Below are 26,507 nucleotides of genomic sequence, written 5' to 3' on the forward strand. Positions count from 1 at the left end.
TCCAGAAGGATGTTCCACCGGAACTGGCCTCCCAGATCAAGGACTTCGCGCGTCAGGAAGCCTTCCATACCCGTGAACACAACGCCTTCAACCAGCGCGTCATCGAGGACGGCTATGATGTCAGCCACGCCCTCAAGACGGTCGAGGAAAGCCTGGCCCTGGCCCGCCAAGGCCATCCTGTCGCACAGCTGAGCATTACGGTCTCGCTTGAGCACTTCACCGCCATCTTTGCCCATCTCGCCTTGAAGGATGCGACGCTCTACGCCGAGACAGATCGCGAATCGCAACGCATGTGGCTGTGGCACGCGATCGAGGAGATTGAGCACAAGAGTGTCGCGTTCGACACCTATGCCCATGTCATGCGCGAGGTGAAGCCGATCAAACGCTGGGGAATTCGCTGTGCGGTCTTTGCCCGGGTGTCGCGCGATTTCATTTTCAAGCGCTGGCGCGAGAGCCTTGCCCTTCTGGCCCAGGACGGGATCACGGGACTTCGCGCCCGCGCCGGTCTTGCCTGGTATCTGTGGGGGCGTCCGGGGATATTGCGCCGTGTCCTGCCGGCCTGGCTGGCCTATTTCCAGCCCGGCTTTCACCCCTGGCAGGTCGATGACCGCAACCTGATCGCCGACACCGAAGCGCGCCTCGACCTCGCCGAGCCGGTCGCTGCCGAATAGGCACACCGCTATCCCGAGCCAAAACGCAAACGGCCGCCCCGAAGGGCGGCCGTTTTGTTTGCGCAATTTCCGCTGGGGAAATGGCGCGAGTGACGGGACTCGAACCCGCGACCTCCGGCGTGACAGGCCGGCGCTCTAACCAACTGAGCTACACCCGCATGAGGCGTCTCGCCGAAGCGAGGTGCGTTGTTTATGGGCAGAGCGCGGTGCGGTCAAGCGGGTTTCAGCACGCTTTGCTGACCGAATGCAGCGCCCTGCCCGGCCCGGTCAGAAATGCCGCCGGGCCCAGCCTGCAGTAACCCGCAGCATTGTGCGGATCAGGTGTTCCAGATCCTCGGCACTGATCACATAGGGCGGCATGAGATAGATGATATTGTTGAAGGGGCGGACCCAGATCCCCGCCTCGACGAAGGCTGCCTTCAGGATGTCCAGCTCGGGCAGGCTTTGCATCTCGATGACGCCAATGGCGCCCTGCCAGCGCACATCGACCACGCCGGGCAGTACACGCGCCTCCGGCAACAGGGCGGCAAACATGGATTCGATTGCATGCACCTGGGCCAGACGGGGTTCCCGTTCGAACAGGTCGAGCGAGGCATTGGCGGCGGCACAGGCAGCCGGATTGCCCATATAGGTCGGTCCGTGCATCAGCGCCTTGCCGGCGTCCTCGTCCCAGAATGTCTCGAACAGGCGGGTGGAGGTGATCGTTGCTGCCAGCGGCAGGGTCCCGCCGGTCAGCGCCTTGGACACGGTCATCATGTCAGGCGAGACCCCGGCCTTGTCGGCGGCAAACATTGTCCCGAGACGGCCGAAGCCGGTCATGATCTCATCAAAGATTAAAGGCAGCCCGTGGCGGTCACACAGGTCACGCAGGGCCTGCAAGGTAGTGGCGTCGTGAAAACGCATGCCGCCGGCGCCCTGTACCAGGGGTTCGACAATCACACCGGCGAGCCTGTCAGCCTGTTCCGCCATGACGACGGACAGGCTGTCGAGTCGCTCGGCATCGGTGGGCAGGTCAGCAATCACCTGGCGGGCGATCGCGCCGGCGAACAGGTGGTGCATGCCCTCTTCGGGATCACAGACTGACATGGTGGCCAGTGTGTCGCCATGATAGCCGCCACGAAAGGCGAGGAATTTCGTGCGTCCGCGCTGACCGCGATTGATGAAGGACTGAACGGCGATCTTCATCGCGATCTCGACCGAGACCGAACCCGATTCGCAAAAGAAGACGTGGTTCAAATCCCCGGGCGCCAGCGCCGCCAGCCGGCGGGCCAGCCGCTCCGCCGGGTCATGCGTCAGCCCCCCCAGCATGACGTGGGGCACCGCATCGAGCTGGCGTTTGACGGCGTCGATGATGTGCGGATGGCGATAGCCATGACACACCGTCCACCAGGACGAGACCCCGTCAATCAGGGTCCGTCCATCGGCCAGTTCCAGCCGCACCCCGTTCGCGCCAATAACCGGAAGCGCCGGCGGTGTCGTTTTCATCTGCGCATAGGGGCGCCAGAGGGCGTGTTCGGCGGGGCTGAAGCCCCTCTTGTCTGCATCAAGCGTCATGTGGAGGCTTTAGCAGGCTATAATTCTGTGCGACAGGCTTAGCATGACTTCCGCCGGCACATCCCTGCAGCACTTCGCCAGTCGCAAGCTGGCCGGGCTAGACCGTCTCAACCTGCGTCGGCATACGCGCGCGACCGAGCCGGTCGGCGGTGCCATCGTCGCGCGCGACGGTCGGCGGCTCATCAATGCCTGCTCGAATGATTATCTCGGCCTGAGCCAGGATGCGACGGTCATCGCCGCGGCCGCCGCCGCGACCCGCCAGTATGGTGCCGGAGCCGGCGCCTCGCGGCTGGTGACCGGTGGCCACCCTTTCTTGTTTGAACTGGAACGACGACTGGCAGCCTTCAAGGGGACTGAGGATTGCCTCTTGTTCGGGTCCGGCTATCTCGCCAATCTCGCCATAACACCGGCCCTCCTCGGGGCCGGCGATCTGGTCCTCGTCGATGCTCTGGCGCATGCCTGTCTTCATGCCGGGGCTCGCCTGTCGGGGGCCCGGGTTGAGACCTTTGGGCATAACGACATGGCGGATCTCGACACCCGGCTGACCGCGCTTCGCGGCGCGCATCGCCATGCAATGATCCTTACCGATGGGGTCTTCTCGATGGATGGCGATCTCGCCCCCCTGCCCGCGCTTCTCGCGCTGGCCGATGCCCATGACGCCTGGACGCTGGTGGATGATGCCCATGGCATCGGCGTGATCGGTGACGGCCATGGCACGACGCATTGCTTCAGCCCTCCGGCCATCCCGCCGCTCCAGATGGGGACCCTCTCGAAAGCGTTGGGGAGTTATGGCGGTTACCTGTGTGCTTCCCGGGCTGTCTGCGATCTGTTGCGCTCCCGCGCCAGACCGCTGGTCTTCACAACGGCACTGCCACCGTCCTGCGCCGCGGCGGCGCTTGCTTCGCTCGACCGGATAGAGTGCGACGCAGCCCTGCGCGAGCGCCCCATGGCCCTGGCCCGCCGCTTCTGCCGCCATCTCGGCCTGGCCGAACCGAGTTCACCGATTGTCCCGGTGCTGATGGGCAGCGAGCAGGCCGCCCTTTCGGCATCCGCCGAACTTGAAGCCGCGGGTTTCCTCGTGACAGCCATCCGGCCTCCGACCGTGCCGCGTGGCACCTCGCGCCTGCGTATCACCTTCAATGCGGCCCATGACGAGGCCGATATCGACCGGCTCGCACAAGCCCTTGCCGATATCCTGCAAACAACCCAAGCTGCCGAGTAATGCGACCACTCTTCTTCACCGGCACCGGCACCGATATTGGCAAGACCCATGTCTTGTGCGCCCTCATCCGTTCCTGGCGGGATCAGGGCCGCGCCCTGCGTGTCCTCAAGCCGGTCATTTCCGGCTTTGACCCATCCGCTCTCAACGAGACCGACACGATCCGGCTGATGCGCGCCAATGGCGATGCGCTGACCGGCGAAGGCGTCCAGGCGGTGTCGCCCTGGCGCTTCAGGGCCCCGGTCTCGCCGGACCAGGCCGCCCGCAAGGAACGGCGAGAACTCGTCATGGACCAGATCGTAACCTGGTGTCTCGACCACATCTCCCGCGACATGCCGACCGTGATCGAGGGTGCGGGAGGGGTGATGTCACCGATTGCGACTGACGGGCTCAATCTCGACCTGATTCGCGAACTCGATGCCCATCCTGTGCTGGTCGCCGGCAGTTATCTCGGAACGATTACGCATACGCTGACGGCTTTGCGCGTTCTGGATGGCCGATGCACGGTCATTGTCAACTACCACCCGGTCAGCGAGACGCCCGTGGCGGAAACGGCGCGCAGCATTGCCCGCTTCGCGCCGCGCGCCGATGTCCGGATTTTCGACCCGGCAAACCCGGCGCCGCTGCTGGACCTCTTTGAACGCGCGAGCGAGACCCTGCTCGACTAGGGTCGGCATTGGAGGGATATGGTGGGCGGTGAGGGGCTCGAACCCCCGACCCTCTCGGTGTAAACGAGATGCTCTCCCAGCTGAGCTAACCGCCCGGATACCGGTGCCCGATGACGGGCAAGGAGGCGCTTGTAATGCCTTCGCGGCAGTCAGCGCAAGCCCGCCTCAACGATGCGCTGCAGCATCCCGGATGAACGCGCCGACAATCATCTCGATCTGGGTCATCGCTGTCGCGACCGGATCGTCATAGCGCGCATTGGGCAGAACGATGAGCACGATCCCGTGCACAGCGGCCCAGATCGCCCGCGCAGCCGTCTCGCGCGCGGCCGGTTCGGCAAAACCGGGTGCCGGCTCCAGAACATCGGTGATGATATGGAAGAGCTGGTCCTCGTGCTGCGTGTAATAGCGCGGCGCTTCGCCTGTATTGCGACGATTGAAGGTCAGCAGCGCCCGCCAGCGCGCATCATTGTTGATGATGAAATCGATATAGGCGCGGGCCAGCACCATAAGGCGCCCGTGCACATCTGCAGCATCCAGACCGGCCGCCGCGAGAGCGTCATGGTGATGCAGTGCCACATCGCGATAGGTCAGGACATTGAGCTCTCGAATGAGGTCATCAATATCGCCGAACAGCTTGTAGATCGACCCGACACTCAGACCGGCGCGCGCCGCGATCGTGCGTGCTTTCATGCCCTTGAGGCCCTGCTCGGCCAGCAACGCACCTGCCGCAACAAGCGCCTCATTGCGCGCCTCCGGAGCCAGCGCCGGGCGACCGCGTGGCCGGGTCTGATCGTGAATGTCTGTCATGCGACCCTGATACTCCGGACCGGGCAGCCGAACAACGTTCATTTTCTCGCTTCCGGCCCTGCTGGCGGGTGGCCGGAAAGGCGTTCACCCTTCGGCTGCTCCGCGCCTCACTCGGCGACGGAAACCTTGTCGATCGCGTCCATCGCATAGCAACCCAGCAGCTTGATCTCCCGCGTGTGCTCCTCAAGCACAGCCATGGAATCCTTGATCTTCCGGTCTTCCAAATGCCCCTCGACATCCATGATGAACATCTCTTCCCAGGGATTGCCGGCAATCGGGCGGGATTCGAGCTTCACCAGATTGACACCATTGTCGCGGAAGCCCAGCAGCGCATCGACCAGCGAGCCCGGCGTGTCGCGCGTGGTGAACATCAGCGAGGTCTTGCACTCCACTTCACGGGTCGGGAGCTTGGACGCGCGACCGATCACGATGAAACGGGTGATGTTCTGCTCATGGTCACCGACATTGCGCTCCAGGATATCCATGCCGAACAGGCGCGCCGCGTCTTCGCCGGCGACCGCGACAGCGGTGTCGTCATCCTCAAGCAGGCGCTCGAGCGCGCGCGTTGTGGACGCCGCCATATGCGTTTCCAGCTCGGGATGGGAGGCGATATAGCGGCGGCATTGCGCCAGCGCCTGGGGATGTCCGAAAACCCGCCGGATGCGCCCCTGCCCGCTCGCCCGACCCACAAGGCAGTGATCCACCCGCAACAGGAATTCCCCGATGATCTGGGTGTGGGAGTTGATCAGGATGTCATAGACCTCGTTGATCGAACCGGTCGTGGTGTTCTCGATCGGGATCACGCCGTAATCCACTTCGGCATTCTCGACGGCCCGGAAGATCGACACAAAGTCGCGCTTGGGTGACGGGATGACGGTCGCATTGTTGCGCTGGAAGACCTTCTGGGCCGCGATATGACTGTAACTGCCCGGCCCGCCGAGATAGGCGACGCTGGCCTCGTTGAGCTCGTCATTGCGCATGGAATCAAAATTCTCGCGCTGGCGCCGGATCGAGCTTTCGAACAGGGCATGGAAGACGGTCTCGACGAGTTCGCTGGACAGCCCTTTCTCGGAGCCCTGCTGCACTGCGGCGCGAAGGACCTCGCGCTCACGCTCGCGGTCCCTGACGGGACTTCCGGTCCTGACCTTGGCCTTGAGGATTTCCTCGACCAGATCCGAGCGCCGGGCAATGGCTGCGATCAATTGCTGGTCGATCTCGCTGATGGCGCTGCGGATCTCGTCCCGCGTCATTTCCGTTGTCATGCTCGTCATCCCTCTGGGCAAAAGAAAAGGGCCTCCCCGTGGGGGAGGCCCTGGTCACACTGCGCTGTCGCACATGCTAGCCGGCCACCGCCCCCATAAGGGTCGCGTTGGTAAAATAGGCTGCAAAGGCGTGGGCCGCGTTGTTCATGGGACGACAGTGGCTGCAGGTGCGTGCACGGTCAATCCGAATTCTGCGCCAAATCCCGCAGTTTCTGCACAAAAATGGCCGGAGACATCGCCTCCGGCCAAGATTGTTTCAAATGAAACGATTTCAGTCGCCTAGTGCGCAATCGGTTGACCGGACGGATCACCGCCCTGCTGGGCCGCCATCGCGGCCAGCGCTGCCTCGTCGGCCTCGGTCCATTCCACCGGCTCGACCGGCTCGACCAAGGCGCGCATCAGGACCTCGTCCGCGGTTTCAACCGGGATGATCTCCATCCCTTCTTTGACATTGTCCGGGATCTCGGCGAGATCCTTTTCATTGTCCTTGGGGATGAGGACCGTCTTCACACCGCCGCGCAGGGCTGCGAGGAGTTTCTCCTTGAGACCACCGATTGGCAGGACACGGCCACGCAGGGTGATCTCGCCAGTCATGGCGATATCCTTGCGCACCGGGATGCCGGTGAGCACGGAGACGATGGCGGTCATCATGCCGACACCGGCCGACGGACCATCCTTCGGCGTGGCGCCCTCAGGCATGTGGACGTGGATATCGGCAGCCCGGAAGATGGTCGGCTTGATGCCGAGCGACGGCGCGCGTGACTGCACGAAGGAATTCGCTGCAGAGATCGATTCCTTCATGACATCGCGCAAATTGCCCGTGACCATCATCTTGCCGCGCCCCGGCATGCGGACGGCTTCAATGGTCAGCAGATCGCCGCCAACCTCGGTCCAGGCCAGACCGGTGACAATGCCGATCTGGTCGTGATCCTCGGTTTCACCGAAACGATACTTCCGGACACCGGCGAACTCACCGAGATTGTCCGGCGTGATCGTGATCGAGCTGGCCGTACCGCGCTCGATACGCACCACGGACTTGCGGGCGAGATTGGCAATCTCACGCTCGAGACTACGCACACCCGCTTCACGCGTGTAATAGCGGATAAGGTCACGCAGCCCCGCCTCGGTCAGCGTCCATTCGCTGTCCGTGAGGGCGTGATTCTTCATCTGCTTTGGAATGAGATGGCGCTTGGCGATCTCGACCTTCTCGTCTTCCGTATAGCCGGCAATGCGGATGATCTCCATCCGGTCCAGAAGCGGCTGTGGCAGGTTGAGCGTATTGGCCGTGGTCACGAACATGATATCGGACAGGTCATAATCGACCTCCAGATAATGATCGTTGAAATTGGCGTTCTGTTCGGGATCGAGCACTTCAAGCAGGGCCGAGGCCGGGTCGCCGCGATAATCGGCACCGAGCTTGTCGATCTCGTCGAGCAGGAAGAGCGGGTTGGACGAGTTGACCTTCTTCATCGACTGGATGATGCGGCCCGGCATGGAACCGATATAGGTCCGACGGTGACCACGGATCTCGGCCTCGTCACGCACACCACCAAGCGACATGCGCACGAAGTCGCGACCGGTCGCCTTGGCGATCGAACGCCCCAGTGAGGTCTTGCCGACGCCGGGCGGCCCGACGAGGCACAGGATCGGGCCCTTGAGCTTCTTGGTACGGGCCTGCACGGCGAGGTGTTCAAGAATGCGTTCCTTGACCTTTTCGAGGCCATAATGGTCCGTTTCCAGCACGTTTTCAGCACGTTCCAGATCATTCTTCAGACGCTTGCGCTTGCCCCACGGGACCGAGAGGATCCAGTCGAGATAATTGCGCACGACGGTCGCCTCGGCCGACATCGGGCTCATATTGCGCAGCTTCTTGAACTCGGCATCGGCCTTGGCGCGGGCTTCCTTGGAAAGCTTGGCCTCGGACAGTTTTTCCTCGAGTTCGGCCAGCTCCTCGCGACTGTCGTCGGTTTCGCCGAGTTCGCGCTGGATCGCCTTCATCTGCTCGTTGAGATAATATTCGCGCTGGGTCTTCTCCATCTGGCGCTTCACGCGCGAGCGGATCTTCTTCTCGACCTGCAAAACACCGATCTCGCCTTCCATCATGCCGAGGATGCGCTCGAGACGGCGCGTGACATCGGGCTCCTCGAGCAGGGACTGCTTTTCCTCGATCTTGACGGCCAGGTGCGCCGCGATGGAATCGGACAGCTTGCCCGGCTCGCGGATTTGCGACAGCGAGGCCAGGGCCTCCGGCGGAACTTTCTTGTTCAGCTTGACGTAATCGTCGAACTTCGCCGAGACCGTACGCATCAGCGCTTCCAGCTCGGAGACGTCGCCGGGATCTTCATCGATGGTCGTGCACTCGGCCTCGTAAAAATCGGTACGGTCCGTATAGCCGCCGATTTCGACGCGAACGCCGCCCTCGACCAGCACCTTGACGGTACCGTCCGGCAGTTTCAGCAATTGCAGGACAGACGCGATCACGCCGGTTGTGTGGATGGCGGACGCGTTCGGCTCGTCATCAGACGCGGTGCGCTGGGTGGCCAGCAGGATTTGTTTGTCAGCCTTCATTACCTCTTCCAGCGCCCTGACCGATTTCTCGCGCCCGACAAAGAGCGGCACAATCATGTGCGGGAAAACGACGATGTCGCGCAGGGGAAGTAGTGGAAGTGTCTTCGTGGTGGACATGCTTGCTCCATTCGCGCTCAACCGGAGGAGCGCGTGCAGACCTTGATACAGATCGTGACTCTATTCGGAACGACCGGATGCCAGTGTCTTGCACGGCCTCCGGGGTTCCATCTTACCTCAAGAGGTGGCGATGCGACCTGAAAAGGTCAAGCGCCCTCCCGCTTGTCGTCCTTGCGCTCGGCATAAATCGACAGCGGTTTCGCATTGCCTTCAACGACTTCGCCGTTAACCACAATCTCTTCGACGCCTTCCATGCCTGGCAGATCGAACATGGTTTCCAGAAGGATGCCTTCCATGATCGACCGCAGGCCGCGGGCACCGGTCTTGCGGGCAATGGCCCGGTTGGCAATGCCTTTGAGCGCGTCCTCGGTAAAGGTCAGGCCAACGCCTTCCATCTCGAACAGGCGCTGATACTGCTTGACGAGCGCGTTCTTTGGCTCGGTCAGGATCTGCACCAGGGCGCCGATATCGAGGTCTTCCAGAGTCGCGATAACGGGCAGACGGCCGACGAATTCCGGGATCAGGCCGAAGCGCAGCAGATCGTCCGGTTCCACTTCGCGCAGGATCTCGCCGGTACGACGGGCATCAGGTTCACGCACATCGGCACCGAAGCCGATCGAGGAGCCCTGCCCGCGCTGCGAGATGACCTTGTCGAGGCCGGCAAAGGCGCCACCGACGACGAAGAGGATATTGGTCGTGTCAACCTGCAGGAATTCCTGCTGCGGATGCTTGCGGCCACCCTGCGGCGGCACGGACGCGACCGTGCCTTCCATGATTTTCAAAAGCGCCTGCTGGACGCCCTCGCCCGACACATCGCGGGTAATAGAAGGATTGTCCGACTTGCGCGAAATCTTGTCGATTTCGTCGATATAGACGATGCCGCGCTGGGCCCGCTCGACATTGTAGTCAGCGGCCTGCAGCAGTTTGAGGACGATGTTCTCGACATCCTCGCCGACATAGCCCGCCTCGGTCAGCGTCGTCGCGTCGGCCATGGTGAAAGGCACATCCAGGATGCGGGCAAGCGTCTGGGCGAGCAGCGTCTTGCCGCAACCGGTCGGACCGATCAGCAGGATGTTCGACTTGGCCAGCTCCACATCGGAATTCTGCGAAGCGTGGTTGAGGCGCTTGTAATGATTGTGCACGGCCACGGCGAGCACGCGCTTGGCATGCGCCTGGCCGATCACATAATCATTGAGAACGTTGAAGATTTCCTGCGGCGACGGCACGCCTTCCTTGGACTTCACCAGCGAGGACTTGTTTTCCTCGCGAATGATATCCATGCAGAGCTCGACGCATTCATCACAGATGAACACCGTGGGTCCGGCGATCAGTTTGCGAACCTCGTGCTGACTCTTCCCGCAAAAAGAGCAGTAGAGTGTGTTCTTCGACTCGCTGTCTCCGCCCGTCGTCTTACTCATGACCGCTCCATTTCAACCCGCAGGCATCGCGATGATACCCGCTTTCGCTTACGACCTCGTGCAAAATCAAGGCCGAACTTTAGCGAAAGGTTTCTGCCGCTGCGTATTCGATCACATGGATGCAGTTCCGATCAAGCATCATGCCTGCATCCCGGTCGCTCGCTAGCTGTCAGAACCTTCCTTTCCGTCTTCTGCGCGGCGCTCGATAACCTTGTCGATCAGGCCAAATTCCAGACCTTCTTCCGCCGACATGAAGTTGTCTCGATCGAGCGCGGATTCAATCTCCTCATATGTGCGACCGGTATGGTGCACATAGATTTCATTCAGGCGACGCTTGATCTTCTGGATATCGGCCGCGTGACGCTCGATGTCCGAGGCCTGGCCACGGAATCCACCGGAAGGCTGGTGCACCATGATACGCGCATTCGGCGCGGCAAAGCGCATGTCCTTCTCGCCTGCCGTCAGCAGCAGCGAGCCCATCGAGGCCGCCATGCCGAGGCACATCGTGGACACGGGCGAGCGGATATACTGCATCGTGTCGTAGATGCCGAGACCGGCCGACACCACGCCGCCCGGCGAGTTGATGTACATCGAAATCTCTTTCTTCGGGTTCTCGGACTCGAGGAAGAGAAGCTGGGCGATGACCAGACTCGCCATGTGATCCTCGATCGGACCGGTGACGAAGATGATGCGCTCCTTCAGGAGGCGCGAATAGATGTCGAAAGAGCGCTCGCCGCGGCTTGTCTGCTCGACGACGATCGGAACCAGATTCATCATTACATCCTGGGGATCATTCATATCGCGCTCCTTGGGGTGACGGCACCGGGATCGGGCCGATTCTCATCAGACGGGATAGTCGGACTATCGCGGGCGTCGAAGTCGTAGGCAAGGCGCACGCTGCAGCGACATCTGCCAAATCGTGCCGAAACGAAAAGCGCCGACGCTTGAAAAGCGCCGGCGCTGTATCATCGCGAAACGCGTGAGTGGTTACGCGTCTTTCTTGGCAGCAGACTTCTTGGCCGGTGCCTTCTTCTTGGCAGCCGGTTTCTTGGCAGCCGCCTCGTCCTTGTCGGCAGACTTCTTGGCCGGGGCCTTCTTTTTCGCGGCCGGCTTGTCGTCAGACTTGGCAGCGGCGTCCTTCTTGGCCGGAGTCTTCTTCTTGGCAGCCGGCTTCTTGGCGGGCTTGGCCGGAGCCTCGTCCTCGTCTGCGTATAGCGCGTCCTTGGCGACGGTAATCTCGGTCACATCAGCCAGCTCGAGGATGTAGTCGACGACCTTCTCCTCGTAGATCGGTGCGCGCATCTGGGCGACGGCATTCGGGTTCTTCTGATAGAACTCGACGACCTGACGCTCTTGGCCCGGATACTTGACCGCCTCCTGGTTGATGGCGCGGGACAATTCTTCCTGGGTCACGTCGATATTGTTGCGGCGACCGATCTCGGCCAGCACCAGTCCCAGGCGCACACGGCGCTCGGCGATCTCGCGATACTCGGACTTGAGCTCGTCTTCCGACTTGTTCTTGTCTTCTTCCTCGAGATGATCGTGCTCGATGGCGTGCGCTACTTCGCGCCAGATATTCTCGAACTCGGCTTCCACCATCTTCGGCGGCAAGTCGAACTTGTGCTCGGCATCCAGCTTGTCGAGCAGGTCGCGCTTGACCTTCATGCGCGACTGCTGGGCGTGCTCACCGGAGAACCGCTTCTTGAGAGCGTCCTTCAGGCTGTCGAGGCTTTCCAGACCGAGGCGCTTGGCCAGCTCGTCATCGACCTTGGCATCCTGCGGGGTTTCGAGGCCCTTAACGGTTACATCGAACGTCGCGGCTTTGCCGGCCAGCTGCGCGGCCTGATAATCTTCCGGGAAGGTCACGTTGAGCACACGCTCTTCGCCGACGGTGGCGCCAAGCAGCTGCTCCTCGAAGCCCGGGATGAAAGCGCCGTCGCCGATGGCGACGCGCGCGTCCTCGGCGGAACCGCCGTCGAACACTTCGCCGTCGAGCTTGCCGACGAAATCGATGACGACCACATCGCCGTCTTCCGCCTTGGCCTTCTTGCCGCCCTTCTTGGCGGCAAATTCGCGGCTCTCATCGGCCAGGCGCTGCAGCGCCTCGTCGATTTCGGCGTCCTCGACCTCCGCGACCGGACGGGTCACCGAGAGCTTGGACGGATCGGCCGGCTCGAAGTCAGGCATGACTTCCAGGGCGATCTCGAACACGAAGTCGGCCTTGCCGCCGAGCACGTCCTTGGCTTCGCTGGTCACCGAGATATCCGGCTGCGAGGCCGGACGCAGCTTCTTCTCGTCGAGCGTTTTCTGCGTGGTTTCCGGAACCAGCTCATTGAGCAGGTCACCCATGATGCTTTCGCCGAACATCTTGCGGATGTGGCTGGTCGGCACCTTGCCCGGGCGGAAGCCCTTCAGGCGGACTTCAGGACGGATCTCTTCGATCTTCGCAGCCAGGCGAGCTTGCAGGTCGTCAGCCGGGATGACGATCTCGTAAGTGCGGCTCAAGCCTTCGGTGGCTTTCTCGATGACGTTCATGGGTTAGCCTTAGATGTTCAAACAGACGGGCGGTCAAAAACCGCGTGCAAAATCGAGCGCGCGTTATGTCACGCGGATTCGGCGTAGGCAACGCTGCGCAGCGGTTCAGCCGCACAGGACAGCAGAGCTGAACAGCAAGCCGCACGTATCAAGCCCTTCCACGCGCGACCGGGCGGCCGTCTCCATGGCCCGCCACCCGAAGCCTCAGCGCAAAGGGTGGTGCGGATGGAGGGACTCGAACCCCCACGCCTCTCGGCACCAGAACCTAAATCTGGCGCGTCTACCAGTTCCGCCACATCCGCAGGCCGGGCGCGCGTTATGGCGCGGCTTTTCAGGTCAGGCAAGACCGACCTTCAATCCGGCGCACACCGCGATGCCTCGACCGCGTTGCAGTCAATCGGGCCTTAAGCATTGAGAGGCAGACTGCCACCCGACTTTCCGGACGTGGGAATAGATGACGGCTGATCTCAAGACATTCATCAAGCGGGCGATGGCGCGCGGCGAACGCATTGATGTCGGGCAGTTCCGCCTGGTCAATCTGACTGCTGTGCGCGAGAAAGCCGGCGAACACTGGCCGAGCACGAAGAAGAAAGTGTTCGCTGCCGGTACCCAGTTTCTTGCCAAACGCCTGGCCGACGAGGATGCGGTCATCCCCTGCGAGGAAGGCTTCCTGGTCCTTTTCGCCAGGCCACCTGACGACCCCGCGGCCTTTCTGTCTGCCCTCGGTGAGGCGCTGATGGCTTTTTTTCTCGGCTCCCCGGAGAGCGCCGAAATCGGCGTTGAGAGCGAGGCGAGCCGGGTCGCTGCCGACGAGATCACGCAACTGGCAACCGCCAGCGCCGCTCCCACGCCGATCCACATCAAAACGCCCGAAGCCAAGCCCGCCGAGCCATCCCGCCTGCCTCGAACTCGCCCTGTCTCCGAGTATCAGGACGAAGATGTGCTGGCGCATTACCGGCCGCTCTGGGATGCCCACAAGCAGGTGATCGCGATCAACGCAGCGCTCGCCAAGGTCGTGGTTGGCGGCCGGGCGCTGGAAGGGCGACGCGCGATTGCCACAGGCATGTCAAAGGTCAGCCAGTTCGATCTGGACACGTGCGCTCTGGACGCTGCCATCAGCATGATGACGGCCCTCGCCCGCAAGCAAAAACGCATCACGCTGCGCATCGCGCTGCATGCCAGCAGCTGGTCAGATCGTGAGCACAGATCGGCCTTGAGTGCCCGTATCGAGAGCCTCCCCGAACCTGCCCGCAAATCGCTTCTGGTGCGCATTGACGGGCTGACTGACCAGCCGCAGGCCCAGGCTGCGGCGCTGGCCGAACTCGGTCAGCTCGGTGTCGGGCTGATGGCGGAAATACCCTTCGGGGAAACTGGGCTGGACGCGTTTTCCGCCTGCCCGATCAGTCTTTTTGCCTGCGCCTCGCCCGCGCCCTCCAATGCCAATTCCGAGGGTCTGATGGACCATGACGCCCGGGCGCTGAACCAGATGGTCAGGTCCGCCGCGGCACACAAGGCCGCGACCTATTTGCATGATGTGCGGGACTTGCTGGTTCTCAAAGCCGCGATGGCCAGCGGCGTCCGCTTCTTCTCCGGCCAGAGCGTTGTGCCCGACCGGCCTGCGCCGGCACCCGGTCAGGCGATTAGCATGGTTGACCTCTACCGGATGCACAAGGTCGCCTAGACGCGCAGGCAACGGCTGTTGATAGTGCCTCAATGAACCAGAATGAAGACCGTTCCGCCCTCGATTGGGAAGCCCGCTTCCGCAACAATGATACGCCCTGGGAGCGACCAGGCGTTCACCCGGCAGCCCGGAACTGGCTGGAAAGCGGCACCTTGGCACCCGGACATTCCGTCATCATCCCCGGCTGTGGCCGCTGTCCGGAAGTGGCGGCCTTCGCGCGAGCAGGTCTGAATGTGACGGCAGCAGATCTGTCGGGTACCGCGATTGCGTGGCAGAAAGCCAAGCTCCAAAAGGAAGACCTTTCCTGCGAGTATCTCGAAGGCGACATCCTCGGATCGGGCGACCGGCGCTGGCAGCCCGACGAGCCAGCCGACCGTGTGTATGACCAGACCTTCCTGTGCGCAATCCATCCGCGCCTGCGCGAGCGTTACGCCGATGCCCTTGCCAATCTGTGGCTGAAGCCGGGCGGACAATTGCTTGCCCTTTTCATGCAGAAGAATGAGCGCGGCGGACCACCCTTTGGCTGCCCACTCGATGCGATGCGCGAGCTGTTCAGCGACAGACTCTGGATCTGGCCGGACCCGGGCAATATCGAGGCCTGGCCGCACCCGAGTCTGAACGGCAAACCGGAACTCTCCGCTGTCCTGACCCGCCGCTAGGGCGTCTCCTGGGCGGTGGCCGGATCACCAAGCGGCATGCGGCGTTTGCGTTGCCTGCCATGCTTCGCCGTCATGGGCGCACGCGTGAGCACGAAGAGCGCCGTCGCCAGGCCCGCGACAATATTGGCGAATGCAACGCCCCAGATCACGCCGGCCGGCGCCCCCAGCCAGTAGCCACCAATGATGACCGCCGGGATCATCATGCCAAGCGCCCGCGAAGCCGTGATCACCATGCCGTGAGCCGGGCGGCCGAGCCCGTTGAATCCGGCCGAAGCCGCAATCGTGATGCCATAGCCGGCAATGGTCAGCGGCACGATTCGCCAGTAGGCGATTGCCGTTGACTGACCAGCCTCGCTGGGCAGGAAGGCCGTCGCCAGCCAGGGGGCCGCGACCCACAGAATGGCCGCGATGGCCAGGCTCCAACCAATGCAGAAGAGGAAGCTTGAACGAAAGGCTTCGCGGACCCGGTCGAGCCGGTCGGCGCCGCCATTCTGGCCGGTCACCGCGCCGATACAGGCAGAGAGCGCAAAAAGCGGAACAATGGCGAAGGCCTCGATCCGGCCTGCCACGCCAAGACCGCCCACCGCAGCATCACCGAAACGCGCCATCGCAAGCCCCGACATCGCAACCGTCATGGCCAGCGGATTGAACACGTTGGACAGGCAGGCGGGCGCTCCGACGCGGGCAACATCAAGCCAGTGATGCCACACTTCGCCCAAGTCTTCCGGTTTGAAATCAATCAACTTTTCCTTGACCACCAGATACCAGCCCACCATCAGGAAGGTGACCGTATTGGCTGCGACGGTCGCCAGCGCGGCGCCGGACACGCCCCAGCCCAGACCGGGGAAGAGTCCAAAGACATCGTCGAGGATGAAAATCGGGTCGAGGATCAGATTCACGAAGGCCGCAGCGATCATCATCAGGCTCGGGACGACCGCATTGCCCAGCGCGCGCAGGATATTGCTGGCGACCATGGGTCCGACGATCAGCACAATGCCGGCAAACCAGACCGTCATGTAGTCGACCACATGCGGCAGCATGGTCTCGCTGGCACCTAGCCCACGAAAGATCGGCTCCACGAAAATCACGCCCAGCAGGGACACGCTGCCGACCGACAGGAGCGCCAGGGTCATGGCATCGGTCGAAATGCGGGCGATCGTGGAGGTACCGTCCTTGCGCCCGGCGGCGCGTGAGACCGCAGAGACCGCGCCGGCACCGAGACCGATGGAGACGCTCATCACCAGCATGGTGACGGGGAAACTCATCTGGACCGCCGCCTGCTGGGCGGTTCCGAGCGTGCCGACCCAGTAGGTGTCGACAATCCCCACCAGCATCATGGCCAGAATGCCGAAACTCATCGGCATGATCATGCGCAGGATATGCCCGAAGACCGGGCCTTCCGTCATGTCACGTGCTGCCCGTCCGGCCATGCGCGTCCCCTCTTCACTCGCAGACGAGCATAGATAGGTATCGTGTCACGTGTCTGCAGCGTGTGGCTGTCAATTCACTGTGACTTGCGGTGAAGACCTACTGCGTTCGGGTCAGCGTCACCCGGTCGGCTGTCACGTCCGGCATGGCACAGCCGGTAATTTCCTCGCCGACTTCGGGGATTTCCATGCCGGGACATGTCATGTTCCCGGACGCCCGCGCATCTTCCATGCGCTCTACGCCCCCCATGACTTCGTCGCGCCATTTCGGATAAGGAAAATCATAGCTGAAACTCAGATCGGCCTGCGAGGTCTGGGCGCCATCCAGTCCCGTCACCGCGAATTGTGAGGAACACGTGTCAAATTCCAGTGGGGGCTCCAAACTTGAAGACGACATCGATATGCACCCGTTTTCTTCAAAGACGAGTTCTATCGTCGCATTCAGTCCGTAGGCTCCAATTTGGTCGTGCACGTCCAGCGTCCAGTGCTGGCCGGCCAGCGGATACCCCTCGCCCTGGGCCATCGCAGGTGCCTCAACAGCGCAGACCCCGATCAACGCCACGACCGCCGCCACAGGCGCCACTTGCGCATTTCTGAACAAATTCGACATTCCAACCCCCACTCAAATCCTGAACAAGGTCAGGAAACTTAAAGCGCAGGTCTTAAAAAGCCGTGCGGGCTGGAAGCGGTATTCAATGAATTTCAGCCTGTTACCCGATTGAGATCATAAGCGGCAATGCCGGCCAGGTTGACGATATCCGTAACATTGGCGCCCAAGCGCGCGATCTGGACCGGCTTTTCCAGCCCCACAAGCATCGGGCCGATCACCGTCGCCCCGCCCGCTGCCTTGAGCAGGCGGACCGCGATCGAGGCCGAGTGGATGGCCGGCATGATCAGGACATTGGCCGGCTGGGTCAGGCGCGAGAACGGGTAGAGCTTGTGATGATCCGGATCGAGCGCGACATCGGCCGCGAGTTCGCCCTCATACTCGAAGTCCACTCCCTGCGTGTCGAGGATTTCGACCGCCTGCTGGATCTTGGTGGTCCGCTCGCCGGGCGGATTGCCGAAGCTGGAATAGGACAGGAAGGCCACATGCGGCGTCATGCCGAAACGGCGCGCCGCATTGGCTGTTACGACGGCGATCTCGGCGAGCGCCTCGGCGTCCGGGAATTCGGTAACCGACGTATCCCCGATCACGAGGCTGCGGCCGCGCGTCACCGCGATCGTCACGCCGACCGGCCGGCTGCCTTCAATCGGGTCTAGGACCAGCTCGACTTCATTCATGACCACGTTGGAGTGTCGCGTCACCCCGGTGACCATGCCGTCGGCATGACCCATTTTCAGCATGCAGGCGGAGAAGACATTTCGGTCGTTGTTCACACGACGCTGAACGTCGCGGCGCAGATAGCCCTGCCGTTGCAGGCGCTCGTAGAGATAATCGGAGTAGTCGGCATTATGCTCGGAGAGGCGCGCATTGCACACTTCCAGCGTGCCAGCCGGAATGCCCAATTCCTTCATATTGGCAGCCACGACATCCTCACGCGCGACCAGCACCGCCTTGCCCAGACCCTGGGTCTGGAAAGCGTGCGCGGCGCGAATGACGGCGGGCTCCTCCCCCTCGGCGAAGACGATGGTTTTCTGCTGGGCTCGGATCGACGCCGTGATGCGCTGCTGAACGGCGGCCGTCGGATCAAGACGACGGGCGAGCACCTGCTTGTAGGCCTCAAAATCCTCAAGTGGGCGGCGCGCCACACCGCTGTCGATCGCGGCCTGCGCCACGAATGGAGGCACCCAGGCGATCAGTCGCGGATCAAAGGGCGTCGGGATGATGTAGTCAGGTCCGTATTGCAGCCGCTCGACCTGGTAGGCCTGCGCCACTTCATCGGGCACATCCTCCCGGGCCAGGGCTGCCAGAGCGCGCGCCGCGGCGATTTTCATCTCTTCATTGATGGTGCGGGCGCGAACATCCAGGGCGCCCCGGAAAATGTAGGGGAAACCAAGGACATTATTGACCTGGTTGGGATAGTCCGACCGTCCGGTCGCCATGATCACATCGTCGCGGACTTCCTTGACCTCTTCCGGCGTGATTTCCGGCGTCGGATTGGCCATGGCGAAAATGATCGGATTGGGCGCCAGCGAGGCGACGATTTCCTTGGTGAACACCCCGGCAGCCGACAGGCCGAGCAGCACATCGGCCCCCTTGGCGGCATCCGCCAGCGTGCGCTTGTCGGTCTTGATGGCGTGCTTGTTCAGGCGGTCATGGCCACCCGGGCGCCCCTCATAGACCACGCCGTCGATATCGACGACGATCGTGTTCTTCGACTTCACGCCCATCGACTCGATGAGTTCGAGGACGGTCAGCCCCGCCGCGCCGGCGCCGCACAGCACGACTTTGAGATCTTCCATCTTGCGACCGGTCAGGTCGCAGGCATTGATCAGGCCGGCCGCAGCAATGATCGCCGTGCCATGCTGGTCATCATGGAAAACCGGGATGTTGAGCTGTTCGCGCAAACGCGTTTCGATCTCGAAACATTCCGGAGACTTGATGTCTTCCAGGTTGATCCCGCCGAACGTGTCGCCAAATCCGCGCACGCAATCGATGAATTTGTCCGGATCCGTGTAGTCGACCTCGATGTCCACCGCATCGATATCGGCAAAACGCTTGAACAGGACCGCCTTGCCTTCCATCACGGGCTTGGACGCTGCCGGTCCAAGGTTTCCAAGACCGAGAATGGCTGTCCCATTGGAAACCACGGCAACCATATTCCCCTTGGAGGTATAGTCGTAGACCGTATCCGGATCATCCGCGATCGCCCGGACTGGCGCGGCGACGCCAGGGCTGTAGGCCAGTGCCAGATCGCGTTGCGTTGCCATCGGCTTGGTCGGTGTCACGGCGAGTTTGCCGGGCGTCGGCTTCATGTGAAAGGCGAGCGCATCCGCATCGAGTTGCTTGTCGCCGCGATAGGTTGATTCAGACATGGTTCACCCCGGGGAAAGGTCGAAGCCCGAACCTGCACCGGTCCGCGACAAGTGCCAAGCCCCGCAAACGCTTAGCTTCCATGCGCGAGCAGATGACTCAGTGCCGCCTCACGACAGTGGCGGCCGGCCAGCGCCTGCAGCACTGCAGGCAAGGCCTCCGTCAGGTCCTCTGCGATCAGGCCTGCACCAAGCAACCGACCGGCGTCACCGTGCAGCCAGGCCGCGCCGGCCGCCGCGTCATGCGGCACCTGTCCGGAAGCGAGACCGGAAGCGATGATTCCGGTCAGCACGTCGCCGCTGCCCGCGGTCGCGAGCCAGGGGCTCGCATGACCGTTGATCCGCGGCGTCAGGCGCGGCGTGGCGACGACGGTCGCAGGCCCTTTCAAAAGCACGGTACAACCAGCCTTTTCAGCAGCGTCGATGGTCCGATCAAGCTTGTTGGCACCGGACCGGCCAGCGCCGAACACGCGATCAAACTCGCCCTGGTGCGGCGTCAGGACACAGGCCGGATGCAGTGCGTCGAACAGGGCGTCGGGACAGGCAGCGAAACTGGTCAGGGCATCCGCGTCGAGCACGAGCGGAATGCCGACCGTGAGCGCCGACAAGACCGCCTCGCGGGTCGCCGGTCCGACGCCCATGGCCGGGCCGAGAACGGCAGCCTGCACCCTCAATTCCGTGAGAAGGCGAGCCGTGTGGTCGCCACCTTCCCACCGGGCCAGCATCTCGGATGTCAAATGGGACCCGTTGACCAGTGACGCCGAGGGCGGCGAGCACACGGTGACCAGTCCGGCACCGGCCCGCAAGGAAGCCCGGGCCGCCAGGCGGGCGGCACCGGTCGCGCTGGCGCCACCGGAGAAGACCGCGACGCGGCCGCGTTGATGCTTGTGCACCATGCCATCAGGAAGGCGTGCTCCGGGCCAATCCGGAGGCGCATTTTCAAGTGCTATCGGCGTGATGGCGTCCTGCCAGCCCGTCGGGATCCCGATATCGGCACAGACGATCTCACCACACATTTGCGCGAATGGTTCGATGATGTGAGCCAGCTTGCGGGCGTGAAAGGTCACCGTAAGCGCCGCTTTCAGCGCCGGCCCGTTGATCGGGCCGGCATCGCCCGGCACGCCGCTGGGCAGGTCAATGGCCACGACCGGCGCTGATCGCGCATTCACCTGTTCGATCAAGCGCCCGGCCTCACCACTTATCGGTCTCGACAATCCCGCTCCAAAAAGCGCGTCGACAAAGAGTTCCCCGCAGAAATTTTCTGTCTCTGCCGCGCGTTCAGCCTCGCCACCCCAGACACCCAGCGCCCAGGCGGCGTCCCCGGTGAGGCGGCGCGGCTCGCCAACCAGGACCACTCGGACAGGCCAACCCGATTTTCGCAGGGAGGCGGCGGCGATCAGCCCGTCGCCACCATTATTGCCGGGCCCGGCCAGCACCAGCGTCGGACGTGGCGCCCAACGGGCCCGAATCGCGGCTGCGACGGCCTCGCCGGCCTTGTTCATAAGGCGCTGAGAGCTCACGCCGTTTTCGACGGCAAAGCGGTCGCACCGGGCACAGTCTGCCGTAGCAAGGATATCAGTCAGCATTGACGCACCATTGTGAAGCAGCCCTGCCCGTTATTGAGGCATAAAGTGGGACCGCTGCGAACGAGTCCCGTTTCTGTCTTGTCACCCCGCAGCCCGCGTCTAGCGTCGCGGCGAGATCATGGAGTCCGTGATGAAAAAAATCGAAGCCATCATAAAACCCTTCAAGCTCGATGACGTGAAGGAGGCCCTGCAGGAGATCGGTGTGCAAGGCCTGACTGTTATCGAAGCCAAGGGGTTTGGTCGGCAAAAGGGGCATACCGAACTCTACCGCGGCGCTGAATACGTCGTCGACTTCCTGCCCAAGATCAAGATTGAACTCGTTCTTCCCGCCGACCGTGTGGAAGCGGCAGTCGAAGCCATCCAGGCAGCGGCCCAGACCGGCCGTATCGGTGACGGCAAGATTTTCGTGAGCCCGATTGAAAGTGTCATTCGCATCCGGACCGGCGAGACCGGCCGCGATGCGCTTTAAACAACCCACCTGATCAGTAATCCGGAGCCTGGCCCATGTCAGACGCAATTCTCAAAAAGCTCAAAGACGAAGACATCAAGTATGTCGATCTGCGCTTTACCGACCCGCGCGGCAAGCTGCAGCACGTCACGTTCGACCGCGCGGAAGTCAATGAGGACTTCTTTGAGGACGGGGTCATGTTCGACGGCTCCTCGATTGCCGGCTGGAAGGCGATCAACGAGTCAGACATGGTTCTCAAGCCGGACCCCAGCTACTGCGTCGTTGATCCGTTCTACCAGCAGCCGACGGCGGTGATCCTGGCGGACATCCTCGAGCCGGGCACGGGCGAAGCCTACAACCGCGACCCGAGGACGACGGCGAAGAAGGCCGAAGCCTTCCTGAAGTCCTCCGGCATTGGCGACACGGCCTATTTCGGACCTGAAGCCGAATTCTTCGTGTTCGACGATGTCCGCTACTCCACGAGCCAGCACGACACCGGCTACAAGCTCGACAGCGAAGAAATGCCTCACAATACGGGCACGAAGTTCGAGGGCGGCAATATGGGTCACCGTCCGGGTCCGAAGGGCGGCTATTTCCCGGTCAACCCGGTCGACAGCGGCCAGGACATGCGCACCGAAATGCTGACCGTGCTCGAGGAGCTCGGCCTGCAGCCGGAAAAGCATCACCACGAAGTGGCTCCGGCCCAGCACGAACTCGGCATGAAATTCTCGTCACTGACGACGATGGCCGACCGCATGCAGCTGTATAAGTACACTGTGCACATGGTCGCCCACGCCTATGGAAAGACGGCGACCTTCATGCCCAAGCCGGTCTGGAACGACAATGGCACCGGCATGCACGTCCACCAGTCGATCTGGAAGGACGGCAAGCCGATGTTTGCCGGCGACCGCTACGCCGACCTGTCAGAGACCTGCCTCCACTATATCGGCGGCATCATCAAGCACGCCCGCGCGATCAATGCCTTCGCCAACGCGTCGACGAACTCATACAAGCGGCTGGTTCCGGGCTTTGAAGCGCCGGTCCTGCTGGCCTATTCGGCCCGCAACCGCTCTGCTTCGATCCGAATCCCGTGGGTCGGCTCGCCGAATGCCAAACGTCTCGAGACCCGCTTCCCGGATCCGGCCGGCAATCCTTACCTCACCTTCGCCGCCCTCCTGATGGCCGGCCTCGACGGCATCGAGAACCGCATCGATCCAGGCGATCCGATGGACAAGGACCTTTACGACCTGCCGCCGGAAGAACTCAAGGACATCCCGACGGTCTGCCGCTCGCTCCGCGAAGCGCTGGAATCGCTGGACGCTGACCGCGCCTTCCTCAAGAAGGGCGGGGTGATGGATGACGACCAGATCGACGCCTATATCGACCTCAAGATGGAAGAAGTGCTGCGCTACGAAATGCACCCGCACCCCGTCGAGTTCGACATGTATTACTCCTGCTAATTCAAGGGGTTTCGACCGATTTGTGGTCAAGCGTGGCGGCCGGGCCTTTGCCCGGCCGCTTTCTTTTGCGCCCAGCGCACCTGACACGGTCGACGAGCGCCCGGGCTTTCGCTACAAATCGTGTCTCATTCGACCCAACCATGTTGGGGAAGTCCTGTCAGGAGTTCGTATGCGTCGCCGTTTCTTGTTCGCCAGCGCCCTTGTATCGCTGACCGTTACAGCTCCTGCCGCCTTTGCAGACCGTGATATCACCGACGAAATCACGACGCCCGTCGCCACTTCGACCGCCGGTGATGGCGGCGTCGCCGACAATATTGTGATCAGCGCCAGTGGCCGCGTCACCGTTTCGCCTGGCTCCACGGCGGTAACGATGGACAGCGACCACTCGATCACAAATAACGGCTCGATCCTGATCGACGGAGACGGTGATGACGGCGTCGGCATCCATATCGTTGGAGGCTCGACCGGCACCCTCACCCATAACGGCTCAATCCAGGTAGTACCCGAAACCCGGGCCACAGACACGGATGATCCGGTCGACGGCCGCGTCAATGGTCCAAACGCCTACGGGTCGAACCGAGTCGCCATCCTGGTCGACGGCGCCGCAGTTTTCACCGGCGACATCATTACGGCATCCAGCAGCGGCATTACCGTTGTCGGCAATGACAGCGCGGGCCTGCGGATCCTGACCGGCATCGACGGCAATCTTGCTCTCAATGGCCTGATCCGACTGACCGGCGATAATGGCCAGTCGGTCGATGTCAGCGGCGATGTTTCCGGCGATGTCCGGGTGAACGGGACAATCAGCGCGGTCGGCGTCGGGAGCCAGGGCGTGGCCCTGTCGAGCGACGTGGGTGGTGCTGTGCGCATCGGCGCGAGCATCACGACCACCTCCTACCGGTTCGCGGGACATCCCAGCGACGAGCTTCTGCCGCTGCTCAACACTGATGACACCGCGATGAGCGGATCGGGCCTGGTCGTGAACGGCTCGGTCGCCGGTGGTGTGTATATCGCCGGACAGAGCGAAACCTTTCCCAACGAAGTCGCCGGCTCTGTCTCCGTGCGGACGACCGCGCCCGCCACACATATATTTGCCGACGCAAATTCCGGCGACATCGTGCTCGGCGAAATCGTCCTGGAAGCGGTCGAGGATGATCCCGACACGGCTGATGTCGACGAGAGCATTCCGGCCCAGCATCTTGGCTATGCCTTCGTCAATCGCGGAACAATCAACGCCCAGGGCGATCTCGACGGCGTCGACTCATTCGGTATGCGTGTCGAAGGCCTGGACGGCAATACGGTCACGTTCGAAGGCGGGATCGAGAACGCCAACCGCCTGAATGTCACGGCCTACGAAGCGACAGGCACTGGTGTCTTCATCGGCAATGGCGCGATTGTCCCGACATTCGCCAATTCCGGCGTGCTGATTGTCGGCGTGAATGGCGTCGGCGGAACCGGGCGCGGCGTGTTCATCGATACCGGGGCGAATGTTCCCAGCTTCATCAATACCGGTACGCTGAACGTCAACGGCGTTTCGGGTGGCAGCGCCTACTCGCTCATCGACCTTTCCGGCACTCTGACGTCGGTCGAGAATACCGGACTTATCCGCACGACCTACTCCGCACCGCCCACGGGAACAGATCCGGTCGCGTATGAAACCGTGGCCATCGACCTGAGCGCCGGCACGCTGGACTCGATCGTGCGCCAATACCTGCACGCTGACGCACCAGACGGTGCCGTCGTGAGCATCATCGGCGATATCCGCTTCGGTTCCGGCGCCGACCAGTTCCAGGTCGAAACCGGCACGGTTTCCGGCGATGTGAATTTCGGCGACGGAGCCGACCAGCTCGTCATGTCCGGCAATTCAGTCGTCGCAGGCGTCGTCTCCGACAGTGACGGGCTGCTCGACATCGAGATTGACAATGCCGAGCTGCAACTGGCCGCTGAAACAAACCTCTCATTCACGACGGCGAGATTCGGCGACGGATCGGTGCTGCGCTTCCAGATTGACGACGAGACCAGCACGGCTGCCAGCATTCACGGCAGCGGCACCGTCACCTTCGAATCCGGATCCCGCGTGTCGGCTACCCTGTCAAACCTTATCGGCGAAGGCGCGACCTTCGTGGTCCTGACGGCGGACGAACTCGTCATCGAGGAAACGCTGGCTTCGCTGCAGGATACCGACGCACCGTGGCTGTATGAATCCAATCTCGAATTTGATCCGAATGACGACAATGCGCTCGTCCTGACCTTGCGTCGGCGCACTGCCGAAGAACTGGGCATGAACGCCAACCAGGGCGCAGCCTATGCTGCCGCGCTGGAAGGGTGGCAGGGCAATGAGGAATTGGGCCAGGCGATCGCCTCGCTGATGACCCAGGACGAGTTCTTCTCTGCCTACGACCAGCTGTTGCCGGAGTATTCCGCCAGCGCGATTCAGTTCGCACTCGCGGCCAATGACAGCGCCGTTGGCGCGCTCTCCAACCGGCTGGAAGCCGTGCGGCGCAGCCCGGAGGAAACAGGTGGCCTGTGGGTGCAGGAATTCGGTTATTTCGCGGACCGGGCCGGCAGCGCTTTCGGACCGGGATATCGCGGTCACGGGATCGGGCTCGCGGCCGGTTTTGATCGCCCATTCGGCCCCTTCTACGCGCTTGGCGTGAATATCGTCGGTGCTGCGAGCGAAGTCTCTGAAGTCGATGGCGTTGATGAGCCGATGAGCGCGATCACAGCGCAGGTCGGCACCTATGCCGGTGCCCACACCGACATGTTCGACGTCGATCTCTATGCTGCGGTTGGCTATGACACGTTCGAGCATAACCGTCGGGTCCTGATCGGTGCTTTCGACGCTGCGCCGAGCGCCGACTGGACCGGCTGGCACGCGTCAGGCTCCGCCCGCATTGCACGCGACATCGCGGTCACGGAACGCTGGTATGTCCGGCCGGCCTTCTCCGTTGACTACCTGCGCCTGAGCGAAAGCGCCTATGTCGAAACCGGCGGCGGCGTGGGCGTCGACCTGTCGGTTGGCGATCGTGAAACAACAAGTTTCTCGGGAACCGGCCTCCTGACCCTCGGCGCCCGCTTTGAAGGAACCGATAGTTGGTGGTCTCCGACGGCTCGGGTCGGCTTCCGCAACGAGTTTGCCGATTCGGATGCGGAAACGACCGCAAGCTTTGCCGATTTCGACGACACATTTACGCTGCGCTCGCAAGCCATGCCGGGTACTGGCGCCATCTTCGGCTTCGGGATCGCTGCCGGATCCGGCTACTCGACCTTCTCCTTTGACTACGACGCCGACGTTCGCGAGGACTTCATTCGCCACACGGCGCGTCTGGTCATGCGCATGGTCTTCTAGCGAAGCGAGCCTGCTTCGCCTCGAACCCACGGCCCGGCTGTCTCTCAGTCGGGCCGTTTTTCTTGTGGATCATCAGGAAAACACCTTGTCGCGTACTGCTCA

The 26,507-nt window shown here is 62.4% G+C and carries 19 protein-coding genes and 3 tRNA genes; 8 read left to right on the forward strand and 14 right to left on the reverse strand.

Features of this window, described 5'->3' with window-relative positions; genetic code table 11:
- Nucleotides 1-671 (forward strand): metal-dependent hydrolase (locus QZZ02_RS04195; protein WP_291842598.1); only part of this gene is annotated, 671 nt, incomplete at its 5' end.
- A gap of 81 nt (nt 672-752) precedes the next feature.
- On the opposite strand, the gene QZZ02_RS04200 is transcribed toward QZZ02_RS04195, so the two are convergent.
- Nucleotides 753-829 (reverse strand) — tRNA-Asp (locus QZZ02_RS04200).
- 109 nt (nt 830-938) lie between these two features.
- Nucleotides 939-2,225, reverse strand: coding sequence for an adenosylmethionine--8-amino-7-oxononanoate transaminase (locus QZZ02_RS04205; protein WP_291842599.1), 1,287 nt, complete (start codon nt 2,223-2,225; stop codon nt 939-941).
- A gap of 43 nt (nt 2,226-2,268) precedes the next feature.
- Here QZZ02_RS04205 and bioF point away from each other — a divergent pair, with 43 nt between their 5' ends.
- Both bioF and bioD read left to right on the forward strand, forming a co-directional pair.
- Nucleotides 2,269-3,447: an 8-amino-7-oxononanoate synthase gene (gene bioF / locus QZZ02_RS04210; RefSeq protein WP_291842600.1), complete on the forward strand. Its 1,179-nt coding sequence runs from the start codon at nt 2,269-2,271 to the stop codon at nt 3,445-3,447.
- The gene (gene bioD / locus QZZ02_RS04215; RefSeq protein WP_291842601.1) at nt 3,447-4,112 is read left to right on the forward strand and encodes a dethiobiotin synthase; all 666 of its coding nucleotides are present in this window, start codon (nt 3,447-3,449) and stop codon (nt 4,110-4,112) included. The genes bioF and bioD overlap by 1 nt, the downstream gene beginning before the upstream one ends.
- A 19-nt stretch (nt 4,113-4,131) precedes the next feature.
- Here bioD and QZZ02_RS04220 read toward each other — a convergent pair.
- The 8 genes from QZZ02_RS04220 to QZZ02_RS04255 form a co-directional block, all read right to left on the reverse strand.
- Nucleotides 4,132-4,207 (reverse strand) — tRNA-Val (locus QZZ02_RS04220).
- Between the two features lie 70 nt (nt 4,208-4,277).
- Nucleotides 4,278-4,919, reverse strand: a complete 642-nt coding sequence (locus QZZ02_RS04225) for a TetR/AcrR family transcriptional regulator (protein WP_291842603.1) — start codon at nt 4,917-4,919, stop codon at nt 4,278-4,280.
- A 107-nt stretch (nt 4,920-5,026) separates the two neighbouring features.
- The gene (gene pheA / locus QZZ02_RS04230) at nt 5,027-6,181 is read right to left on the reverse strand and encodes a prephenate dehydratase (protein WP_291842604.1); all 1,155 of its coding nucleotides are present in this window, start codon (nt 6,179-6,181) and stop codon (nt 5,027-5,029) included.
- Nucleotides 6,182-6,460: 279 nt separating this feature from the next.
- Nucleotides 6,461-8,866, reverse strand: a complete 2,406-nt coding sequence (lon, locus tag QZZ02_RS04235; RefSeq protein ID WP_291842605.1) for an endopeptidase La — start codon at nt 8,864-8,866, stop codon at nt 6,461-6,463.
- Between the two features lie 146 nt (nt 8,867-9,012).
- On the reverse strand, nt 9,013-10,284 hold the full coding sequence (gene clpX / locus QZZ02_RS04240; protein WP_291842606.1) for an ATP-dependent Clp protease ATP-binding subunit ClpX: 1,272 nt from the start codon (nt 10,282-10,284) through the stop codon (nt 9,013-9,015).
- A gap of 162 nt (nt 10,285-10,446) precedes the next feature.
- Complete coding sequence (locus QZZ02_RS04245) at nt 10,447-11,082, reverse strand: ATP-dependent Clp protease proteolytic subunit (protein WP_291842607.1); 636 nt, start codon at nt 11,080-11,082, stop codon at nt 10,447-10,449.
- 189 nt (nt 11,083-11,271) lie between these two features.
- Nucleotides 11,272-12,819: a trigger factor gene (gene tig / locus QZZ02_RS04250; RefSeq protein WP_291842608.1), complete on the reverse strand. Its 1,548-nt coding sequence runs from the start codon at nt 12,817-12,819 to the stop codon at nt 11,272-11,274.
- Between the two features lie 217 nt (nt 12,820-13,036).
- Nucleotides 13,037-13,121 (reverse strand) — tRNA-Leu (locus QZZ02_RS04255).
- 152 nt (nt 13,122-13,273) lie between these two features.
- Here QZZ02_RS04255 and QZZ02_RS04260 point away from each other — a divergent pair.
- Nucleotides 13,274-14,500 carry a hypothetical protein gene (locus tag QZZ02_RS04260; protein ID WP_291842609.1) on the forward strand — a complete coding sequence of 409 codons (1,227 nt, stop codon included), beginning with the start codon at nt 13,274-13,276 and terminating at the stop codon, nt 14,498-14,500.
- Between the two features lie 32 nt (nt 14,501-14,532).
- Nucleotides 14,533-15,159, forward strand: a complete 627-nt coding sequence (locus QZZ02_RS04265; RefSeq protein ID WP_291842611.1) for a methyltransferase domain-containing protein — start codon at nt 14,533-14,535, stop codon at nt 15,157-15,159.
- On the opposite strand, the gene QZZ02_RS04270 is transcribed toward QZZ02_RS04265, so the two are convergent.
- The 4 genes from QZZ02_RS04270 to QZZ02_RS04285 all read right to left on the reverse strand — a co-directional run bounded on the left by QZZ02_RS04270 (nt 15,156) and on the right by QZZ02_RS04285 (nt 21,148).
- The gene (locus QZZ02_RS04270) at nt 15,156-16,589 is read right to left on the reverse strand and encodes an MATE family efflux transporter (protein ID WP_291842613.1); all 1,434 of its coding nucleotides are present in this window, start codon (nt 16,587-16,589) and stop codon (nt 15,156-15,158) included. The genes QZZ02_RS04265 and QZZ02_RS04270 overlap by 4 nt on opposite strands.
- A 97-nt stretch (nt 16,590-16,686) precedes the next feature.
- Nucleotides 16,687-17,196 (reverse strand): hypothetical protein, encoded by a 510-nt coding sequence (locus QZZ02_RS04275; RefSeq protein ID WP_291842614.1) that lies wholly within the window; start codon nt 17,194-17,196, stop codon nt 16,687-16,689.
- Nucleotides 17,197-17,288: 92 nt separating this feature from the next.
- Nucleotides 17,289-19,565, reverse strand: coding sequence for an NADP-dependent malic enzyme (locus QZZ02_RS04280; protein ID WP_291842615.1), 2,277 nt, complete (start codon nt 19,563-19,565; stop codon nt 17,289-17,291).
- A 71-nt stretch (nt 19,566-19,636) separates the two neighbouring features.
- On the reverse strand, nt 19,637-21,148 hold the full coding sequence (locus QZZ02_RS04285; RefSeq protein ID WP_291842616.1) for an NAD(P)H-hydrate dehydratase: 1,512 nt from the start codon (nt 21,146-21,148) through the stop codon (nt 19,637-19,639).
- A gap of 130 nt (nt 21,149-21,278) precedes the next feature.
- On the opposite strand from QZZ02_RS04285, the gene QZZ02_RS04290 reads away from it, so the two are divergent.
- From QZZ02_RS04290 to QZZ02_RS04300, 3 genes are all read left to right on the forward strand, one after another.
- A complete protein-coding gene (locus QZZ02_RS04290; protein WP_291842617.1) occupies nt 21,279-21,617 on the forward strand; it encodes a P-II family nitrogen regulator in 339 nt (112 codons plus the stop codon).
- Nucleotides 21,618-21,652: 35 nt separating this feature from the next.
- A complete protein-coding gene (gene glnA / locus QZZ02_RS04295; RefSeq protein ID WP_291842618.1) occupies nt 21,653-23,056 on the forward strand; it encodes a type I glutamate--ammonia ligase in 1,404 nt (467 codons plus the stop codon).
- 169 nt (nt 23,057-23,225) lie between these two features.
- Nucleotides 23,226-26,405: an autotransporter outer membrane beta-barrel domain-containing protein gene (locus QZZ02_RS04300; protein ID WP_291842619.1), complete on the forward strand. Its 3,180-nt coding sequence runs from the start codon at nt 23,226-23,228 to the stop codon at nt 26,403-26,405.
- The last annotated feature ends 102 nt before the right edge of the window (nt 26,406-26,507 follow it).

This window comes from Maricaulis sp. (genome assembly GCF_015665295.1).
In the GTDB taxonomy this organism is placed as follows: Bacteria; Pseudomonadota; Alphaproteobacteria; order Caulobacterales; family Maricaulaceae; genus Maricaulis.

Excerpts from the sequence above, each read along its gene's own strand:
- QZZ02_RS04205 (WP_291842599.1), bottom strand. The coding sequence starts at position 2,225 with ATGACGCTTGATGCAGACAAGAGGGGCTTCAGCCCCGCCGAACACGCC.
- bioF (WP_291842600.1), top strand. The coding sequence starts at position 2,269 with ATGACTTCCGCCGGCACATCCCTGCAGCACTTCGCCAGTCGCAAGCTG.
- bioD (WP_291842601.1), top strand. The coding sequence starts at position 3,447 with ATGCGACCACTCTTCTTCACCGGCACCGGCACCGATATTGGCAAGACC.
- QZZ02_RS04225 (WP_291842603.1), bottom strand. The coding sequence starts at position 4,919 with ATGACAGACATTCACGATCAGACCCGGCCACGCGGTCGCCCGGCGCTG.
- pheA (WP_291842604.1), bottom strand. The coding sequence starts at position 6,181 with ATGACAACGGAAATGACGCGGGACGAGATCCGCAGCGCCATCAGCGAG.
- lon (WP_291842605.1), bottom strand. The coding sequence starts at position 8,866 with ATGTCCACCACGAAGACACTTCCACTACTTCCCCTGCGCGACATCGTC.
- clpX (WP_291842606.1), bottom strand. The coding sequence starts at position 10,284 with ATGAGTAAGACGACGGGCGGAGACAGCGAGTCGAAGAACACACTCTAC.
- QZZ02_RS04245 (WP_291842607.1), bottom strand. The coding sequence starts at position 11,082 with ATGAATGATCCCCAGGATGTAATGATGAATCTGGTTCCGATCGTCGTC.
- tig (WP_291842608.1), bottom strand. The coding sequence starts at position 12,819 with ATGAACGTCATCGAGAAAGCCACCGAAGGCTTGAGCCGCACTTACGAG.
- QZZ02_RS04260 (WP_291842609.1), top strand. The coding sequence starts at position 13,274 with ATGACGGCTGATCTCAAGACATTCATCAAGCGGGCGATGGCGCGCGGC.
- QZZ02_RS04265 (WP_291842611.1), top strand. The coding sequence starts at position 14,533 with ATGAACCAGAATGAAGACCGTTCCGCCCTCGATTGGGAAGCCCGCTTC.
- QZZ02_RS04270 (WP_291842613.1), bottom strand. The coding sequence starts at position 16,589 with ATGGCCGGACGGGCAGCACGTGACATGACGGAAGGCCCGGTCTTCGGG.
- QZZ02_RS04275 (WP_291842614.1), bottom strand. The coding sequence starts at position 17,196 with ATGTCGAATTTGTTCAGAAATGCGCAAGTGGCGCCTGTGGCGGCGGTC.
- QZZ02_RS04280 (WP_291842615.1), bottom strand. The coding sequence starts at position 19,565 with ATGTCTGAATCAACCTATCGCGGCGACAAGCAACTCGATGCGGATGCG.
- QZZ02_RS04285 (WP_291842616.1), bottom strand. The coding sequence starts at position 21,148 with ATGCTGACTGATATCCTTGCTACGGCAGACTGTGCCCGGTGCGACCGC.
- QZZ02_RS04290 (WP_291842617.1), top strand. The coding sequence starts at position 21,279 with ATGAAAAAAATCGAAGCCATCATAAAACCCTTCAAGCTCGATGACGTG.
- glnA (WP_291842618.1), top strand. The coding sequence starts at position 21,653 with ATGTCAGACGCAATTCTCAAAAAGCTCAAAGACGAAGACATCAAGTAT.
- QZZ02_RS04300 (WP_291842619.1), top strand. The coding sequence starts at position 23,226 with ATGCGTCGCCGTTTCTTGTTCGCCAGCGCCCTTGTATCGCTGACCGTT.